Origin of the sequence: Arthrobacter sp. NPDC058288 (genome assembly GCF_042880995.1) — a bacterium.
Lineage (GTDB): Bacteria > Actinomycetota > Actinomycetes > Actinomycetales > Micrococcaceae > Arthrobacter.
On record NZ_JBHVYH010000005.1, the window covers coordinates 294,555 to 312,815 of the forward strand.

At 67.1% G+C, this 18,261-nt stretch carries 17 protein-coding genes; 14 read left to right on the forward strand and 3 right to left on the reverse strand.

Translation table 11 applies throughout. The annotated features are described in order from the left end of the window. The first annotated feature begins 8 nt into the window (after positions 1-8). The 7 genes from ACFVWT_RS15405 to fdxA are packed head-to-tail and all read left to right on the forward strand — an operon-like array spanning position 9 to position 7,169. A complete protein-coding gene (locus ACFVWT_RS15405; RefSeq protein ID WP_390249230.1) occupies positions 9-1,415 on the forward strand; it encodes an FAD-dependent oxidoreductase in 1,407 nt (468 codons plus the stop codon). Next, on the forward strand, positions 1,412-2,671 hold the full coding sequence (locus tag ACFVWT_RS15410) for a CaiB/BaiF CoA transferase family protein (RefSeq protein WP_390249232.1): 1,260 nt from the start codon (positions 1,412-1,414) through the stop codon (positions 2,669-2,671). The genes ACFVWT_RS15405 and ACFVWT_RS15410 overlap by 4 nt, the downstream gene beginning before the upstream one ends. Then, complete coding sequence (locus tag ACFVWT_RS15415; protein ID WP_390249234.1) at positions 2,668-3,510, forward strand: enoyl-CoA hydratase-related protein; 843 nt, start codon at positions 2,668-2,670, stop codon at positions 3,508-3,510. The genes ACFVWT_RS15410 and ACFVWT_RS15415 overlap by 4 nt, the downstream gene beginning before the upstream one ends. A 27-nt stretch (positions 3,511-3,537) precedes the next feature. Then, a complete protein-coding gene (locus ACFVWT_RS15420) occupies positions 3,538-4,521 on the forward strand; it encodes a dihydrodipicolinate synthase family protein (RefSeq protein WP_390249236.1) in 984 nt (327 codons plus the stop codon). Next, positions 4,521-5,309: an SDR family oxidoreductase gene (locus ACFVWT_RS15425; RefSeq protein ID WP_055804285.1), complete on the forward strand. Its 789-nt coding sequence runs from the start codon at positions 4,521-4,523 to the stop codon at positions 5,307-5,309. The genes ACFVWT_RS15420 and ACFVWT_RS15425 overlap by 1 nt, the downstream gene beginning before the upstream one ends. A 36-nt stretch (positions 5,310-5,345) precedes the next feature. Continuing rightward, on the forward strand, positions 5,346-6,824 hold the full coding sequence (locus ACFVWT_RS15430) for an aldehyde dehydrogenase family protein (protein ID WP_390249238.1): 1,479 nt from the start codon (positions 5,346-5,348) through the stop codon (positions 6,822-6,824). A 6-nt stretch (positions 6,825-6,830) separates the two neighbouring features. Next, positions 6,831-7,169 (forward strand): ferredoxin, encoded by a 339-nt coding sequence (fdxA, locus tag ACFVWT_RS15435; protein ID WP_390249240.1) that lies wholly within the window; start codon positions 6,831-6,833, stop codon positions 7,167-7,169. A 76-nt stretch (positions 7,170-7,245) separates the two neighbouring features. Here fdxA and ACFVWT_RS15440 read toward each other — a convergent pair whose 3' ends face one another. Next, positions 7,246-8,631 (reverse strand): phenylacetate--CoA ligase family protein, encoded by a 1,386-nt coding sequence (locus ACFVWT_RS15440; RefSeq protein ID WP_390249242.1) that lies wholly within the window; start codon positions 8,629-8,631, stop codon positions 7,246-7,248. A 251-nt stretch (positions 8,632-8,882) separates the two neighbouring features. Here ACFVWT_RS15440 and ACFVWT_RS15445 point away from each other — a divergent pair, with 251 nt between their 5' ends. Then, on the forward strand, positions 8,883-10,316 hold the full coding sequence (locus ACFVWT_RS15445; protein ID WP_011690934.1) for a flotillin family protein: 1,434 nt from the start codon (positions 8,883-8,885) through the stop codon (positions 10,314-10,316). Beyond that, positions 10,309-10,557 carry a hypothetical protein gene (locus ACFVWT_RS15450; RefSeq protein WP_390249244.1) on the forward strand — a complete coding sequence of 83 codons (249 nt, stop codon included), beginning with the start codon at positions 10,309-10,311 and terminating at the stop codon, positions 10,555-10,557. Before ACFVWT_RS15445 ends, ACFVWT_RS15450 begins: the two co-directional genes overlap by 8 nt. Positions 10,558-10,589: 32 nt before the next feature. Here ACFVWT_RS15450 and ACFVWT_RS15455 read toward each other — a convergent pair whose 3' ends face one another. Beyond that, positions 10,590-10,769, reverse strand: coding sequence for a hypothetical protein (locus tag ACFVWT_RS15455; RefSeq protein ID WP_390249246.1), 180 nt, complete (start codon positions 10,767-10,769; stop codon positions 10,590-10,592). A 254-nt stretch (positions 10,770-11,023) separates the two neighbouring features. On the opposite strand from ACFVWT_RS15455, the gene ACFVWT_RS15460 reads away from it, so the two are divergent. The 5 genes from ACFVWT_RS15460 (at position 11,024) to ACFVWT_RS15480 (ending at position 17,121) form a co-directional block, all read left to right on the forward strand. Next, positions 11,024-11,863, forward strand: a complete 840-nt coding sequence (locus tag ACFVWT_RS15460) for a hypothetical protein (RefSeq protein ID WP_390249248.1) — start codon at positions 11,024-11,026, stop codon at positions 11,861-11,863. An 85-nt stretch (positions 11,864-11,948) separates the two neighbouring features. After that, a complete protein-coding gene (locus ACFVWT_RS15465; protein ID WP_390249250.1) occupies positions 11,949-12,134 on the forward strand; it encodes a hypothetical protein in 186 nt (61 codons plus the stop codon). A gap of 231 nt (positions 12,135-12,365) precedes the next feature. Then, positions 12,366-13,523, forward strand: a complete 1,158-nt coding sequence (locus ACFVWT_RS15470; RefSeq protein WP_390249252.1) for a glycosyltransferase family 4 protein — start codon at positions 12,366-12,368, stop codon at positions 13,521-13,523. Continuing rightward, a complete protein-coding gene (locus ACFVWT_RS15475) occupies positions 13,520-14,884 on the forward strand; it encodes a UDP-glucose dehydrogenase family protein (RefSeq protein ID WP_390249254.1) in 1,365 nt (454 codons plus the stop codon). The genes ACFVWT_RS15470 and ACFVWT_RS15475 overlap by 4 nt, the downstream gene beginning before the upstream one ends. 92 nt (positions 14,885-14,976) lie before the next feature. Then, entirely contained in the window at positions 14,977-17,121 is a 2,145-nt protein-coding gene (locus tag ACFVWT_RS15480; protein ID WP_390249256.1) for a putative bifunctional diguanylate cyclase/phosphodiesterase, read from the forward strand. Between the two features lie 45 nt (positions 17,122-17,166). Here the strand turns inward: ACFVWT_RS15480 and ACFVWT_RS15485 are convergent, their stop codons facing one another. Next, entirely contained in the window at positions 17,167-18,006 is an 840-nt protein-coding gene (locus ACFVWT_RS15485; RefSeq protein ID WP_390249258.1) for an SDR family NAD(P)-dependent oxidoreductase, read from the reverse strand. Positions 18,007-18,261 lie beyond the last annotated feature (255 nt).

Below are 18,261 nucleotides of genomic sequence, written 5' to 3' on the forward strand. Positions count from 1 at the left end.
GGAACCCCATGAACAGCACAGCAAACTTTGTCGCGCCAGAAAACAGCTCCACCAGTTCCCTCGAACTCGCCACCACGACGGCGGACCTCACCGCCCCTGTCATCTCCCGCTCCAACGTCCTCGTGGTGGGAGGCGGCCCTGCAGGTGTGGCCGCCGCCGTCACTGCAGCCCGCTCCGGCGCCAAGGTCACCCTGCTGGAACGCTACTCGTCCCTCGGCGGCCTCGCCTCCGGCGGCATGGTCCTGGTGCTGGACGACATGATCAACGGCCAGGAAATCACCGTCACCGGCATCGTCTCCGAATACGTTGAACGGCTGCAGAAGCTGGGCCTCGCTGTGGTCCCGCCGGCCGATGACCGCAAGACCTCCGAGGAACTCTGGAACAAGTGGGGCCGCTACGGCACCTTCGACTTCCACTCCCACACCAGCCCCAAGCCCATCTGCTATGCCGCAGCGTTTGATCCGGACGGCTGGAAGCGCGTCTCCAACGACCTGGTCCGCGAGGCCGGCGTGGACCTGCGCCTGCACTCCTGGTTCTCCCGCCCCATCGTGGACAACGGCGTGATCAAGGGCGTCATCTGCGAGACCAAGCTGGGCCCGCAGGCCTTCATGGCGGACATCGTCATCGATACCACCGGCGACATCGACGTCGCCTCCCGGGCCGGCGCCAGCTACGCCAAGGACAACTACCTCACCACACTCGTCTTCCGGCTCGGCAACGTGGACACGAACGCAGCAGAAGCCTTCGAGCAGGCCAACCCGAAGGAAGCCCGCGCCATCAACCGCAAGATCAAGCGCCTCCTCGGCGGCGCGTGGGAACTGTGGTGGCTCAAGACCCCCATCGACGGTGTGGTCTGGTGCAACGCCCCGCACATGACCGGCTTCGACGGCACGGACCCGGCGGACATGACCGCCGCAGAGTTCGCCGCCCGCGACCGGATCTCCGAGGCCGTGGACTACGTCCGTGCCAACCTGCCCGGCTTCGAAAACTGCTACATGCTGGACGTTGCCTCCCAGATGGGCGTCCGCCAGACCCGCCTGCTGCAGGGCGAGTACGTCATGTCCAAGGACGACGTCACGCAGCGCCGCCACTTCGCCGACACCGTGGCCCGCGGCCGCGACTACTACTACCCTTACCGCTCGCTGCTGCCCAAGGAAGTGGATCAGCTCCTCGTCGCCGGCCGGCACTACTCCGCCACCCCGGAAGCGCAGAAGATGTCCCGCGAGATTCCGCCCTGCATGGCCATGGGCCAGGCCGTCGGCGTCGCCGCCGCACTCGCCGTCGAGAACGGCATCCTGGTCCGCGACGTCTCCGCACTGGACATCCAGCAGGGCATGCGCCGGCACGGCGCCGACCCGGGCGACGTCCCGTCGTCGAACGCCACCGTTGACGCCGAAGCGGCGGTTCCGGCATGAGCACGGTGACGTTGGAATCGACAGGGCTGGAACGCACGACGGCGGCACCCGCCGCCGCGGCTGAACCCACCACTACCCCGCTGCCGCTGGACGGCATCAAGATCGTGGACTTCACCCAGGTGTTCATGGGCCCGTCCTGCACGCAGATGCTGGGCGACTACGGCGCGGACATCATCAAGGTGGAACGCCCCGGCGCCGGGGACATCTCGCGCAACTCGTTCCCGGACAAGGACGGCCAGGACAACCCGATCTTCCTGTCCATCAACCGGAACAAGCGCAGCGTCTCCATCGATACGCGCACCGAGGAGGGCCGAAACGTACTGCACGCCATCATGGCGGACGCGGACGTGGTGGTCAGCAACTTCCGCTCCGGTGTCATGGAACGCATGGGCTTCGGCTACGAGGCGCTCAAGGCGGAGAATCCGGGCATCATCTGGGCCTCCGGCACGGGCTTCGGCCCCGTGGGACCGTACTCGCACAAGGGCGGCCAGGACGCGATCGCGCAGGCCTACTCCGGGGTGATGTGGCGGCGGGAGTCGGACGACCAGAAACCGTCCATCTACCCCACCACGCTGTGCGACTACATCACCGGCATGCACCTGATGCAGGGCATCCTGCTGGCGCTGCGCACCCGTGAAACCTCCGGCGTCGGCCAGAAGGTGGAGGTGACCATGTACGACTCCATGCTGCACTTGCAGATGCAGGAGGCGTGCATGCAGCTCAACCGCGGCTACGAGGTCAACTGGGGTGCCATGCCCCTGAGCGGCGTGTTTGAAACCACCGACGGCGCCGTGTGCATGGTGGGCGGCTTCACCCCGGATCCGCTGGCCCGCATCTCCGAAGCCCTCGGGCTGGACGAGGACCTCACGCAGCGGCCCGAGTTCGCAAACCTGGAGCAGCAGTTCGCGCATAAGCCGGCGCTGCAGGCCATCTTCCGCGAGCGCATCGCCACGAACACCACCGAGTACTGGACCGGCAAACTGGAGGACCAGGGGCTGCTCAACGCCCCCGTCCACACCCTGGAACAGGCCCTGGCCGATGCGCAGACCGAAGCCAACGGCATGATCGTGGAGGCCGAACACCCCGGAGTTGGAACGGTGCGCATGCTCAACGCGCCCATCCGGCTCTCCGCCACCCCTCCCACCGTCCGGCGCGTAGCTCCCCGGCTGGGCGAGCACAACGTGGAGGTCCTGCTCGAGAACGGTTTCGACGAGGCCACCATCAAGCGTCTTCAGGAACTCGGGGTGCTCCGGTGACGGCCACTTCTGTGGAAAGCACGACGGCGGGCGCCGCTTCCGCTGCCCCCTCACCAGTGGACCAGGTCACCCTGACCATCGAGAACCATGTGGCCACGGTGGTGATCGACCGGCAGCACGTGCTCAACGCCGTCGACGGCACCGCCCAGGCCCGGCTCAACGAGATCTGGGCGCAGCTGGAGCAGGACACCGACGTCCGCGCCGTGGTCATCACGGGTGCGGGCACGCGTGCCTTCTGCGTCGGGGCGGACATGTCCGCCTCGGCCGTGGACAAGACCGGCCTGGAGTACTGGGCCGGCCTGGACCCGAACGGTTTTGGCGGGCTTAGCCTTCGAACATCGCTGGATGTGCCCGTGATCGCCCGGGTGAACGGCTACGCGCTGGGCGGCGGCATGGAGATCGTGCTCGGCGCGGACATCGTGGTGGCGGCAGAGAACGCCAGGTTCGGGCTGACGGAACCCCGGGTGGGGCGTTTGGCGCTCGACGGCGGCATCCACCAGCTGGTGCGTCGCATCCCCTACACCCAGGCGATGGGCATGCTGCTGACCGGCCGGAAAGCTGACGCCGCGGAAATGCAGTCCATGGGACTGGTCAACGAGGTGGTCCCGGCAGAAGAGCTCGACGCCGCGGTGCAGCGCTGGGTGGACCAGGTCCTGGCCTGCGCCCCCACCTCCGTCCGGGCCGTGAAGCAGATGGTCACGCAGACGCAGCACCTCGCTGCCAAGGAGGCCCGCGGGCTCCGCCTGCCGGCACTGATGGCGGCGCTCGACAGCGAGGACTCGGCCGAAGGCGTCCGCGCCTTCCAGGAAAAGCGGCCGCCGGTCTGGCCCGGCCGCTGACCCCCAACAATCTTCGAGGAGGATTCCATGAACGAACCAAAGAATGATGCAGCCGGGAACGATCCCCGCGAACCACAGGCACGCGAATCCCTGGCGCCCGGCGTCTGGGGCGTGGTGGCAACGCCGTTCCAGGGCAGCACCCTGGACGTGGACCTGGACAGCCTGTCCGAACTGGTGGAGCACTACGAAGCCATCGGCGCCACGGGGCTGACGGTCCTGGGTGTGTTCGGCGAGGCCGCGGCCCTCACCGCGGAGGAGCGCCGCCAGGTGCTCGACATCGCCGTCGAATGCACGGACCTCCCGCTGGTGGTGGGCATCACCGCGCTGGCCACCCGGCCCGCCATCGACGAAATCAAGGCAGCCCAGGCCGTGGCCGGCGAGCGCCTTGCGGCCGTCATGGTGCAGGCCAACTCCGCCCGGCCCGAAGTGGTGATCGCACACCTGGACGCCATCCACCGGGCCACCGGCGCGAAGGTGGTCCTGCAGGACTATCCGCGGGCCAGCGGCGTCAGTATCAGCACCAAGGCGCTCATTTCCGCGGTGAAGTGGTGCAGTTTCGTGGTCGCGGTGAAGGCCGAAGCGCCGCCCACCAGCGTGGCCATCGCGGAACTGACGGCCGCCGTCGAGGTTTCCGTTTTCGGCGGGCTGGGCGGGCAGGGCCTGCTGGACGAGCTGATGGCCGGAGCAGCGGGCGCCATGACCGGGTTCTCCTATCCCGAAGCATTGATTGCCTGTGTCCGCGCCTGGCAGCGCGACGGGTACGAGGCCGCGCGCGACCAGCTGCTGCCGTACCTGCCTCTGGTCAACTTCGAGCAGCAGGCCAAAATCGCACTGGCCGTCCGGAAGGAGTGCCTGCGGAAGCGCGGACTCATCAAGGATTCGGGCGTCCGGGCTCCTGCCGCGGAGTTCCCCGAGAGGCTGCGCTACAGCATGCTCACGCACCTGCGGGAAGCCGCCGCCGCGCTTGAGTCAGCTGCAGCCAACCGCCACACCACTGTAGGGAGTTACTGATGGACCTCGGAATCGCCGGAAAAACCGCCCTGGTGGCCGCCTCCACCGGCGGCCTGGGCCTCGCCGTGGCCCGCGCATTGTCCGCCGAGGGCGTCCGCGTGGCGGTCATTGGCCGCCGCCGCGATCGCGCCAAGGAGATCGCCGCCGACCTCCATACGGCGTACGGCACAGGAGCCATCGCCATCGAGGCGGACCTCACCACGCCGGAAGGCATCGAGTCCGCCGTCGACCAGACAGTGGCGGACCTCGGCCCCATCGACATCCTGGTGCTCAACGGTCCGGGCCCCAAGCCCGGCGCCGCGGCGACGCTCAGCTCCGAGGACATCGCCGCCGCGTTCGAGCTGCTGGTCAAGCCGCACCACGCCCTGATCTCGCAGGTGCTTCCCGGCATGCGGGAACGGCGCTGGGGCCGCATCCTGGCCGTCGGGTCCAGCGGTGTGGTGGCGCCGCTGCCCAACCTGGCCGTGTCCAACACCGGCCGGGCCGCACTGGCCGGCTACCTCAAGACCCTCGCCGCCGAGGTGGCCCTGGACTCGGTCACAGTCAATATGCTCCTTCCCGGCCGCATCGCCACGGACCGGGTGGCTGAGCTCGACCAGGCCGCCGCCAAGCGCCGCGGCACCACGGTGGAGGACATCCAGCTCGAATCCCGCAAGACCATCCCCGCCCGCCGCTACGGCGAGCCGGAAGAGTTCGGCGCCGCCGCCGCGTTCCTCTGCAGCGCCCCGGCGTCGTACATCACCGGCGTCGCACTCCGCTGCGACGGCGGCCTGATCCGCAGCCTGTAGCTCCGCAGACCTCCCCACGATTCCCAAAGGAACCCCATGACTTCCACAGCCACCGACGTCACCACCTCCACCGACCGCGAACTCATCACCGCCCGGCACCTCATCAACGGCGAATGGCTCGGCGAGGCCGACACGGAGCGGATGAACCCGGCCCGCCCGGGCGAACTCGCAGCCCTCTCCCCCAGCGGCACCGCCGCGGACGTGGACGCCGCCATCACGGCCGCCGCGGCAGCGCAGCCGGGATGGGCGGCACTGCCCGCACCGTCCCGGGGCGCCATCCTCATCACAGCCGGAAACCTGCTGATCGAACGCCAGACCGCCATCGCCGAGGATCTGGTCCGCGAGGAAGGCAAGACCCTCGCCGAGGCAAAGGGCGAGGTCAAGCGTGCCTCGGACGTGCTGCGCTTCTTCGGTTCCCTCGGCTGGGCCGCCACCGGCGAAGTGCTGCCCAGCGGCCTGCCGGACACCACCATCACAACCCGGCGCGAGCCGCTGGGCGTTGTTGGCCTGATCACGCCCTGGAACTTCCCCATCGCCATTCCGGCCTGGAAGTCCGCACCGGCGCTGATCAGCGGCAACGCCGTCGTCATCAAGCCGGCCGAACTCACCCCGCTCTCCGCCACCCACCTCGCCCGCGCCCTTCAGGACGCCGGACTCCCCGCCGGCGTGTTCAACGTGGTGCATGGCAAGGGCCGCGTGGTGGGCGACGCCCTGGCCCGCGACCCGCGCATTGCCGGACTCTCCTTCACCGGCTCCACCAACGTGGGGCTGGGGCTGCAGGAGATCCTCAACGCCCGCCGCGCCCGCGTGCAGCTGGAAATGGGCGGCAAGAACGGCGTCCTGGTGCTGGACGACGCCGATGCCCGCAAGGCCGCCAAGGTAGTGGCCGCCGGCGCCTTCGGGCTGACCGGCCAGGCCTGCACGGCGACATCGCGGGTCTACATCACCCCGGGCATCCGCGCCGCGTTCCTTGGCGCGCTCACCGAGGAAGCCGCCGCCTATACCCCGAGCGACGGCATGGGGGCTGTGGTAAGCGGCCAGCAGTTCGCGCAAAATACCGCGGCGGTGCGTTCCGCCGTCGAACGCGGAGCCACGCTGCTGACCGGCCCCGGGATCCTGGACGAAACGCACGACGGCGACGCGGACCGTCCGCTGTACTTTCCGGCCGCTGTTCTGACGGACCTGCCGTTCGACGACGCCGCCGTCACCGAGGAAATCTTCGGCCCCGTGGTGGCCGTCCTGGAAGTGGCCGATTACGAGGCCGGGCTCGCCGCGATCAACAACTCACGCTACGGCCTCACCGCCGGCATCTGCACTGATTCCCTGAAGCTAGCCACGGACTTCGCCGCCCGGGCACAGGCCGGCGTGGTCAAGGTCAACCGGCCGACGGCGGGACTGGACCTGAACGTGCCGTTCGGCGGGGTGAAGGACTCCTCCACCAACACGTTCCGCGAGCAGGGGAAGTCCGCACTGGACTTCTTCACCTGGGGCAAAACCGTTTACACCGGTGTGTAGTGCGCCATGACCTACGTGATCGCGCAGCCGTGCGTGGATGTGAAGGACAAGGCCTGCATCGACGAATGCCCGGTGGACTGCATCTACGAGGGTGAACGCTCGCTGTACATCCATCCGTCCGAATGCGTGGACTGCGGCGCGTGCGATCCGGTGTGTCCGGTGGAGGCGATCTACTACTCGGACGACGTTCCCGATGAGTGGGCCGACTACATCCGGGCCAACGTGGAGTTCTTCGCGGAGCTGGGGTCGCCGCAGGGCGCCTCCGCCCTCGGGAACCTCGGCCGCGACCACCCGGTGGTGGCGGCCGAGCCGGTGGTCGTGCCTGTCGAGATCCCCGCCCGCTAACCCCAGCGCGAACGGACAGTTGAGGCCCCGCCGTTGGGGGCCTCGACTGTCCGTTCGCGCTTAAGCTGCCGTCAGCTCACCCCGCGGACCAGACCTGCCGGAACTTGCCGCTGCGATCGGGCCGGGGCGGCTCGTCTGAATAGTCGATCGCAACCGGTCCGGCGCCAACGGCAGCGAAGTACTCGTCCAACCGCTCCGTCACCGCCATGCGCACCCCGGTCAACGCAGCACCCGGCCAGGCCTCGAGCCGCACCGTCAGGTTCCCCGGTCCCGTGCGGATGGCCTGGAACCTGCGCACTCCGGGCGTCTCCTCGATCACCGTGCCGAGTGCCAGCGGAAGGACTGTCACGGCGGTCCCGTCCGGTGCCGCAAAGGAGACGAGGTCTCCCGTCCGGCCGTCGATACTCACGGACGGAAACGGGCTGCCGCACGGGCACGGTTCCGTGGCCAGCGTGACCCGGTCTCCGAGGTCGTAGCGGATCAGGGGCTGCACCCGGTTGGCCAGGTTGGTGACGAGCACGGTGTGGGACGTGGTGCCGGCCGGGACCGGCCGGTAGTCCGCGTCCACCGGTTCGAGGATGTGCCAGTCGGTGTTGACGTGGAACGCGCCGATCCTGCACTGGCTTGTCAGCGCCGGGACCTCCGAGGAAAGATAACGTTCGGTGACCCGGCAGCCGAACGCTGCTTCGATGGATTCCTGTCCGGTGTCAGACAAGTTCTCGCCGGAACAGACGGCCAGGACGGGCCGGATCCGCAGCCGCCCCGCTTTCTGTTCAGCGGCCAGCTGGACCATCGCGCTCGGATAGCCGTAGAGCAGGCTTGGCTTGAAGGAGTTGAGTTCCGCAACAAGCTCCGGGAGGGGCCTGAGCACGGAGAAGACGTGGAGACGGCGGGCAATGAAGGGGGCGCGGCGCCGGGCAGCTTCCGTCAAAGCGACACCGGCGAAGTGTCCGCCTGCCGCGACCAGGGCAGCCCCCCGCAGGCCGCGGAGCAGGAAGTCCCGCACTTCCGATGCCCTGACCAGGGTATGGCGCTCCCGGATCCGGACCACGACGTTCACCACAATCCACGAGAACCGGTCATGGATCAGGACAGCCGGCTCGCCTGACGTGCCGGACGTGGTCACCACCAGGTACTGCCCGCGGTAGAGGCTGCCCAGCTGTGACAGGTCGGAGAGCAGTTCCGACTTCAGCTTCGCCAACGAGATGTGCGGGTCCGTCACCCAGTCGTCGAAGTTCGCCATCAGGTCCCGTTTGCCCACCGGCGAAAGCTGGTTCGGCCCGGTGACCGTGTCCGGGAGGTCCCGGTAAAGGCGGCGATAGTACGGCGACGCGGACCGGGCGAACTCCACGAGTTCCGCAAGCCGGGCCTGCTGCAGGCGTTTGATCGCCTCCGGGCCTCCGCGCTCAGCACGCCAGGTGTCCCACGCGACGCGGAGGGGCCACCCGGAAATTCCACGCATGGCACATGTCCTCTCCGGATCAGCCCTCGGACCCATGTCCCACCATTGCACGTCTGCAGGCACCATAACAGGGGCCTTCTTCCCCCTGTCCCGCCCAACTGCTGGACTTCACAGCGGGCGCCGATCAGACTGGCTACAACAGCTGGCCCGGCCGTCCGGAATTACCCGCATTCCGGTCTTCCAGTAACTGCAGCTGGAATATTGGGGCTTCACCGAAATGCCTGATCCACATCCGCGAAAGGACCCGGGCCATGCCGGACTTATCAGCATTCTTCCCGCTAATTGCCGCCCTCATCGGGGCAATTGTTGTCATCGGCTTTATTTGGGTGGCAATAAAACTAATGTGGAAGGTGGCCGAACCCAACGAGGCCCTGATCATCTCCGGCCTGACCCGCGGGACCCTTGAAACACGGGCCGGGATGGACTTCAAGATCGTCACGGGCAAGGGTGCGCTGGTGTTTCCGGGGCTTCAGACGGTGCGCACGCTTTCGCTAACACTGAATGAAACTGAGCTCAAAGTTTCCTGTGTTACCTCCCAGGGTATCCAGGTAATTGTGGAGGGTGTAGTGATTTACAAGATCGGCGACGCCCCGCCCTTCATTGCAAATGCGGCCCGGCGTTTCCTGGGCCAGCAGCCCAAAATGGAAAGCCAGGTGTATAACGTCTTCGAGGGGCATCTGCGGTCCATCATCGGCAGCATGACGATGGAAGAGATCATCCGCGAGCGGGACAAGCTCGGGTCGCAGGTCCGCAGCGCCAGCGGTGTGGAAATGGAGAAGCTCGGCCTGGTGGTGGATTCCCTCCAGATCAAGGATCTCCAGGACCCCACGGGCTACATTCAGAACATCGCCAAGCCGCACATCGCCCAGGTGAAGATGGAGGCCCGCATCGCCGAGGCCACCAGGAACCGGGAGGCGGCGGAGAAGGAAGCGGAGGCGGCCGCGCTCATCGCGGATGCCCAGAGTGTCTCGGCCATCAGGCAGTCGGTGGCACAGGCCAATGCCGAACGGGCGAAGGCCAACGCCGCCCAGGCCGGGCCGCTGGCGGATGCGACGGCCCGGCAGCAGGTGGTGGTCCAGGAAACCGAGGTGGCCAAGCTAGAGGCGGACCGCGAAGAGCAGAAGCTCCAGACCACCATCCGCAAGCCCGCCGACGCCAAGGCCTACGCTAAGCGGACGGACGCCGAAGGCCAGAAGGCTGCGGATATCAGTGCGGCAGAAGCGCTTGCCCGCCGCACTGAGCTCGAAGCGCAGGTGAACGCCCGGCGGACGGAACTGCAGGCCCAGGCCAATGCCACCGCTGCTGCTGCCGCGGCCGGCGCCACCAAAGTCACCGGCGAGGCGGAAGCCGCAGCCACCCGGGCCCGCGGAGACGCCGCAGCCTCGGCCATCAAGGCCAAGGCGCTGGCGGAGGCGGAGGGCATCAAGGCCCGCGCCGAGGCACTGGGGACCAACCAGGACGCCGTCATTTCGCAGCAGCTTGCCGAGAACATGCCGGCCATCATCGCCGCCGCGGCCGAGCCGTTCTCGCACGTCGGCCAGATGACCGTGCTCAACGGCGGGGAAGGCGTCAACAAGATGCTGGGCGGGATCCTCGCCCAGGTGGGTGACTACCTTCCGGCGCTCTCCTCGGCGCTGAAGAACAGCAGGGAAGGCAAGCGACCAGCGAAAGCCCCCGATGCGTAAGGACGTTGACCGCAGCCTCACCGGCAAGATCGGCCGCGTGACCGGCCGCATCGGCCCTGGCACCATCGGCGAAGTCATGCTGCCGTATCTTGGCGGCATCATGGCATTCCACGCCCACCCGTTCGACAAGAGCAGTGTCTTTGCGGTGGGTGATGAGGTGCTGGTCATCTACTACGATCCGCCGCAGACGGTCTACGTGGATGAACTTCCGGAGGTGTTAAGGCACGACGGCGGGCGCTGAGGCGCGCTCCCGGCGCGCTGGTGCGTGCCGGATCAGAACCGCCAGACGGAGTAGGGAACGCTGGGGAGGTTCCCTGCCATCCATGGCCGCTCGGGCTCCTCCCTTGGCAGGATCCCGCGGCCGTCGCGCACAACAACCACCACCGTTCCGATAACCCCCAAGAGGGCAACTACGGCGAGGAAGATCAGGACGGCGATTATTGGCCCGGACATCGCTGGAACACCTCTGGTTTCCATTTTACAGCGGTCTGAACCTGCCGCCGGGGGTGGTTCCAAGGGAGCGCCGGCGCTTGCCGGTGCGCCCGTGGACGCCCCGCAAGCGCGGGGGTCTGGACGATCAGACAGCCCGGGCGTATCCTGATTTTCCATTGCCTCTGGGGGTGATCTGGATGGGCGGGATTTTCCGTGATCGTTGCCGGACTGCCCTGCGCCCGTTATTACTTGGGCTCCTTCTCTGCTGCGCCTGGATGGCCTGGTCCGCCGGGACGGCGAACGCGGCATCCGATGCTCCGGACCCTCTGGCCGCCCCTGCCGCAACCATCCAGGACGTTCCGGTTCCGGTCGCCGCTGTGCCGTTTCCGGTCTCCGGCACAGCGGCGACCGTCGTTGCCGCCGTGGACCCGGCGGTCAGCGGGACAACAGAGGTAGTGGCCAACGTGGCGGACAGCACCGCTCCCCTGGCCACGGAAATTCCGCTCATGGACTCGCCGCCCGTTGACACGGTCAGTGCAACGGTGACCGCCACAGTCGACCAGGTCGTGGCGGTTGTGGATTCCCCGGCATCCGCGCTGCCGGAGGTTCCGGTGCCGTTGCCCGAGGTTCCGCTGCCGCATATTCCGGTGCCGTTGCCGGAGAAGGCCGCCCCTGTGCGTGCGGCCGGAACTGCAGTCCCGCCGTCGGACGTTCGCTCGCAGGCGGCGGAACCTGTCAGCGGCGTTGAGGCAGCCTCCCCCGCGGGCCGGGTCCGGCCTGCCGAAGTCGCTTCCGCTCCGCAGCACGTGCGGCTTGCGGTGTCGCCGCTGCAGTTCCTGGCCAATACGCAGGGAATCCGGGTCCTGGGCGCCACGATTGGCTATGTTGTTTCGGCGGTGCCGGCACCCGAGGAGGACGCGGAACTCCGTTTCGCCGGAACCCGGAACCAGTCGGGTCCGGGGTCGACAGGTTCTGGCAGCGCCGGCGCCGAGGCGTCGGCCGATGTCGCCGGGTTCTGGAATCTACTGCATGATGCCGGACGCTGCCTCGTGCCGGACGCGGCGCTGATCCTCCATGCCAGCCCGGCATTCGATCCGGGGTCTTCCCCCGACTGAGCAGGTCGCCTCTGCGCTTTTCAGGCAGAGCATGGCCCACCGACGCCGTCGGCGTACGGAAACAAACCTCAGTCAGGAGAACGTCATGTCCATCAACACCCAGCTCTTCAGCGTCACCACAATCGTCAGCCCGGCGCCGGCGCGTGCCCGCATCGGCAACTGGCCCGACCCCATGCAAGCCCGAATCGGCTGGTGGCCCAACGCCATGAAAGCCCGCATCGGGAACTGGCCCGACCCCATGGGCCGGGCTCGTTCGGCAGCCAGCCGCTGACCCCAAAACCGGTCCGGATGTTGTCCCTTGTCTGCCTGGAGGGTGTCAAGGGGCAGCGTCCGGACCCTCTGATTCGACGTGCACTGCAAACGGCGCTCCCCCACGTGGCGGGCGCCGCCGCCGTCGTGCACTGTCGTTGCGCCTCGCCGCGGCCTCGCTGTTAACCCAACCTTCCCTTGCCCGTCATGCCCGCTCCCCCTCTGCGCAACGCGCCGCCCGCACCGTGGAGGGGTGAGGATCGCAATCGTTGCCGAATCATTCCTGCCACTGATGAACGGGGTTACGCACTCCATCCTTCGGGTGCTTGAGCATCTGCAGGAGCGGGGCGATGACGTTATGGTGATCGCCCCGTCAACGCAGGACACAGAGGTCCTGGATGTGGTGCACGGCGCGTTCGTGCACCGGCTTCCGTCAGTACCGCTAGCCGGCTACACGAACGTGCGGGTGGCGTTGGGCGGTGTGAACCGGGTCAAGAGAATCCTTGCCGATTACGCGCCTGATGTTGTTCACCTTGCGTCCCCGTTCGTGCTCGGCTGGCGGGCGGTCCAGGCGGCGCACCAGCTCGGGATTCCCACGGTTGCCATCTACCAGACAGAGGTCCCCAGCTACGCTGCCCGCTACGGGGTGCCGTTTATGGAGAACTGGGCCTGGAACAGGGTGGAGAACATCCATCTGATGGCTTCCCGGACACTTGTGCCATCGAGTTTCGCGCTGAACCAGTTGCGCGGCCGTGGAGTTCTGCGGGTGGACATGTGGCGGCGCGGTGTGGATACCGCGCGGTTTGCGCCGGGAAAGCGCGACGACGGGTGGCGGGCTTCAGTGGCCCCCGGCGGCGAGCGGCTCATCGGCTATGTGGGCCGGCTGGCCGTCGAAAAACAGGTGGAGGACCTGGCCGTGCTGGCCGATGTGCCCGGCACACGGCTGGTGATCGTGGGCGACGGCCCGCAGCGCGAGGCATTGCAGGAAGCCCTGCCGAACGCCGTGTTCGCGGGGTTCCTGGGCGGTGAGCAGCTCGCCAGGGCGGTGGCATCATTCGACCTGTTCGTGCATCCGGGCGAGTTCGAGACCTTCTGCCAGACCATCCAGGAGGCCATGGCATCCGGCGTTCCGGTGGTGGCCACGGGCCGCGGCGGTCCGCTGGACCTGGTGGAGAATTCCCGCACGGGGTGGCTGTACAAGCCGGGCGACCTTGCCGGGCTGCGCGCCCATGTCATGGACCTGATGGGCGACGACGCCAAGCGCCGCGCGTTCGCCGCGGCAGCGCACGCTTCGGTCCAGGGGCGGACATGGCCGGCGCTGAGCGCGGAACTGGTGGGGCATTACCGTGCTGTGATCGCCGGTGAAGCGGTGGTTGAGCCTGTCGAAACCAAAAGAGGAGTGACGCTGTGAGAATTTCCGTCATCGGGTGCGGGTACCTCGGTGCCGTGCACGCCGCAACGCTGGCGTCGATGGGCCACACTGTGGTGGGCATCGACGTTGACGCCGCCAGGGTGGAACAGCTGGCCCGAGGCTTTGCCCCGTTTTTCGAACCGGGCCTGGACGAGCTCCTGCAGGACGGCCGGGCCACCGGACGGCTGACATTTTCTACGAAATTCTCGGACGCGGCGGGCGCGCAGGTGCACTTTCTCTGCGTGGGCACCCCGCAGTCCAAGACGTCCGACGGCGCCGACCTCAGCTACCTGCTCGCCGCCACCGAAAGTCTCCTTCCGCACCTGGACCGGGGCTCCGCCGTCGTGGGTAAGTCAACGGTGCCGGTGGGTACCGTCGACGTGCTGGCGGGAATGCTGTCAGGCCGGCCGGGTGTGCTGCTCGGCTGGAATCCGGAGTTCCTGCGGCAGGGCACCGCGGTGAAGGATTCCCTGGTGCCGGACCGGCTGGTCTACGGCGTGCCGGGAGGCAAAGCGGCCGCGTTTCATCGGGCGAGCGGTGCCGCGCGCGGTGTGACCGCAGCCTTGGATGCCGTGTATGGGCCGCTGCTGAGCGCCGGGATTCCGCGGCTGGTGTGCAACTTTGCCACGGCGGAACTCATCAAGTCGGCGGCGAACGCATACCTGGCCACGAAAGTCAGCTTCATCAACGCGATGGCCGAGCTGTGTGACGCGTCCGGGGCGGACGTCACCGAGCTGAGTGAAGCGATGGGCCTGGATCCGCGGATCGGCAGCCGGTACCTGCATGCCGGGCTGGGCTTCGGCGGCGGCTGCCTGCCCAAGGACATCCGCAGCTTCCGGACCCAGTCGGCCGCCCTCGGTGTGGGGTCGGTGGATGAGTGGATGGGTGTGGTGGACGCCATCAACCTGGGCCAGCGATCACGGACTGTGGAGATCGCCCGGGGGTTGTGTGGCGGCAGCCTGGCCGGCCGGACGGTGACCGTGCTGGGTGCGGCGTTCCAGCCGGACACGGACGACATCCGCGACTCCCCCGCCCTCGACGTGGCACTGCAACTGGCTGCGGCGGGCTCACACGTGACCGTGACGGATCCGAAGGCGATCAATAATGCCTGGATGCGGTACCCGCAGTTGCGGTTCGAGGCGTGCACGGACCGGGCGCTCGAGGGCGCCGAGCTGGTGCTGCTGCTGACCGAATGGGACGCCTACCGGTCGCTGTCTCCGGTGGTTGCCGGGGCGCTGGTACGACGCCGGACGGTGCTGGACGCGCGCAATGTGCTGGATGCTGCAGCGTGGCAGGCAGAGGGCTGGACGGTCCGCGGCCTGGGGACGGGAACAGGGCTGATCCCGCAGCCGATCACGTGACAAGCGGTTCCTGCCTTTGCGCTCTATGATGTGCGGATGGGAGGACATTCAATGAAGCAATCGCGGTCTCATTATGTGTTTAGGGCGCTTTAATGGCGGCGCAGGGAAGCCAGGAACCGGGGGCGGTGTCGGGCCAGGATTACCAGGCCGTCATTGATTCGCTGCCCGATGCCCTGTTGGTGCTGGCGCACGACGGCACCGTGGTGCTCATGAATCCTGCCGCCGAACGCGTCTTCGGATATTCACGGCAGGAACTCGTGGGCCATGACCACCGAATCGTTCTTGCTGAGGGCTACCGACTGGGATTTCAGCGCCTCTTCAAGGCCCTTCGTGCGGGCGGACCGGAGTCGAGCTACGGTTCGCCGTTCGAGGCGTACGGGCTGAGGAAAGACGGCACTGAGTTCAAGGGCGAGATCGCGTGTGGGCTCCTGGATATAGCTGCCGGCCCCTGCATGTCCGTGTCGGTGCGGGATATGACGCATCGTGAGGAGCCCGATGACGGGTTGCGCGAGGCCATGTCCTTACTGAGCGCCACCCTCGAATCCACCGCTGACGGCATTCTCGTCGTGGGTACGGACGGCCAGATTGCCGGCGTGAACGAGCAGTTCGTGTCCATGTGGGGCATTCCGCGCGCGTTGTTGGCAACCCACGATGATGACGCGGTGATCAGCTACGTGCTGGGACTCCTGAAACAACCCCAGAGCTTCCTCGACAAGGTCCGCGATCTCTACGAGCACCCGCTGGCAGAGAGCAACGACATCCTCGAATTTACCGACGGCCGGACGTTCGAAAGGTATTCGCGGCCACAAAAAGTGGCGGACAAAGTGGTGGGCCGCGTGTGGAGCTTCCGCGACGTCACCCCGCGGCTGGCCGCCCAGGACCAGGCGAAGCAGGCCCTGGCCGATCTCGCCGAGCAGGCGGAACAGCTCAAGGCACTGGCGTTCCAGGACCCGCTGACCGGCCTGGCCAACCGGAAGCTGTTTCATGACCAGCTGGCTGAATCGCTCCGCGGCAAGAGGACCGGGACCGTGGACGTCCTGCTGCTGGATCTGGACGACTTCAAGGAAGTCAATGACATCCTGGGCCACCACGCCGGTGATGAGATGCTGACGGAAGTGGCACGCAGGCTGCGCTCCTGCGTCCGACCCGACGACACTGTTGCCCGTCTCGGCGGGGACGAGTTCGTGGTGCTGCTGACGGGCTCGCTGGAGCCTGATGCCACCGCCGAACGCATCGTCGACTCGTTGAACGTCCCCATGTGGATCGACGGCACAATGCTCCGACCAAGTCTCAGTCTGGGCCTGGCCTCGGCGGGCCCGGACGTGGCTGCCTCCGAGCTGCTCCGCCAGGCTGACGTGGCCATGTACGCTGCGAAGGCCGCGGGCAAGAACCGGTATATGAGGTTCGAGCCGGAAATGATGACGGCGCTGGTCCAGCGGACAGACATGGAGGCCGGCCTCCGGCTTGCCGTGGACTCCGGGCAGATCATGGTCCACTACCAGCCGGTGATTTCGCCGAAGCTTGGTGAAGTGGTGCAGTTTGAAGCCTTGGCCCGGTGGAAACGGGACGGTGAGCTGGTTCCGCCCGGGCAGTTCATTCCGACGGCGGAGCGCAGCGGCCTGATTTCGGCCATTGGCATGCAGGTCATGCGGCACAGCTTCACGGAGCTGCAGCCATGGCTCGCCCGTGATGCCACGCGCTCTGTCGCGGTCAATATCTCGGGGGTGCAGTTGAAGGACTGCAAGTTCGCCGACGGCGTCCTGCGGCTGGCAGCCTCCTGCGGCGCCGATCCGCGGCAGTTGGTGCTCGAGGTGACGGAGAGCGTCTTCTTTGATCCGGACGCGCATGTGATCCGGCAGCTGGACCTGCTCCGAGACGCCGGCGTACGGGTCGCGCTGGACGATTTCGGCACCGGCTATTCCTCACTGGGACGGCTGCAGGAACTCCCGGTGGACGCGGTGAAGATTGACCGTTCCTTCGTCTCGATGGTGCGTACCGGCGCGGAGAAACTGCCCATCCTGAACTCGATGATCAACATGGCCCACAGTCTGGGCCTGACGGTGACAGCGGAAGGAATCGAGACCGGGGCCCAGGCCAGTTACCTGACCAATCTGCATTGCGATTCCCTGCAGGGCTACCTCTTTTCCCACCCCGAGCCGGAGTCCGGCCTGGAGCTGGCGCTGCTCCGCTCGGCGGATGCCATCGACGAGATGCAGGGAGTTCATTTCGAGGGTTGAGGGGGTCCGGCGGAACAGGGGCCGGGAGTTGTGTAGGTGACCCTGCTAGTTTCGCCGGTTGGGCTTGTCCGCGCCGACCAGGGCTTCGCTGCGGTCCCAGAGTTGCCGCGCCAGCTGGGCGTCGTAGGCCTCCTTGTTGGCCTTGGCCAGCGACCGCTTGGCATAGTACGCGCCGGACACCCAGTCCTGCCCCGGCTTGGTGGTCGCAAGCCATACGAGGGTATCCGCGCCCTGCTCCGGCGTGAGCATGAACCGCTTGATAAATGTCTTGTAGGCGAACCGGAACCAGCTGCTGGATTCTGCCGCGAAGTTGGTGGCCACGCCTCCGGGGTGGAATGCGGCCGTGGAAATGCCGGCGGCGTTGTACCGGTGATGCAGCTCAGTGGTGAAGAGGATGTTCTCGAGCTTGGACGTGCCGTAGGCCCTGTTGGTCGAGTACTTGCCGGCGGAGTCAAGGTCGTCCATGTCCACGTGTCCGAATGCGTTCGCCGCGCTCGACGTGTTGATCACCGTCGCATTGCTTGCCGTCAGAATGTCCATCAGTTCCGTGGTGAGCAGGAAGGGCGCCAGGTGGTTTACCTGGAAAGTCTTCTCGTGGCCGTCCACCGTCAGCTCGCGCCTGCCCATGATCCCGCCGGCGTTGTTCGCCAGGACATCAATCCGCGGATACTTCTCCCTCAGCTCCGAGGCCAGCCCGCGAACTTGCGACAGGTCAGCGAAATCGCTGACGAAGTAGTCCGCGCCGATATCCTGCGCCACCGATCGGGTCTTTTCCGTAGAACGCCCGACGACGACCACCTGGTCCCCTGCCTTGGCCAGTGTCCGGGCAGCGGAAGCCCCAATGCCGTCGCTCGCTCCGGTAATGACGATAATTCGTGCAGCCATGAAGTGTCTCCCAATCGATGATGGGCTTGCCGATGGCGGCGCCCAAGTTGGGGGGTTGAAGCCCAGTTGGTACAACGACGGCGGCACGGCCGGCGTTCCGCCCCTGCCACGCTCGCACAGTCTTGGTGGTGTTCGACGGCGGCGCGTGGCCCGGGTGGCGGGTGTGGTGGTTAAAGTGGGAGAGCCCCAACCGTGTGGTTGGGGCTCTCGACCTGAATGGTGTTCCGGCGGTGACCTACTCTCCCACACCCTCCC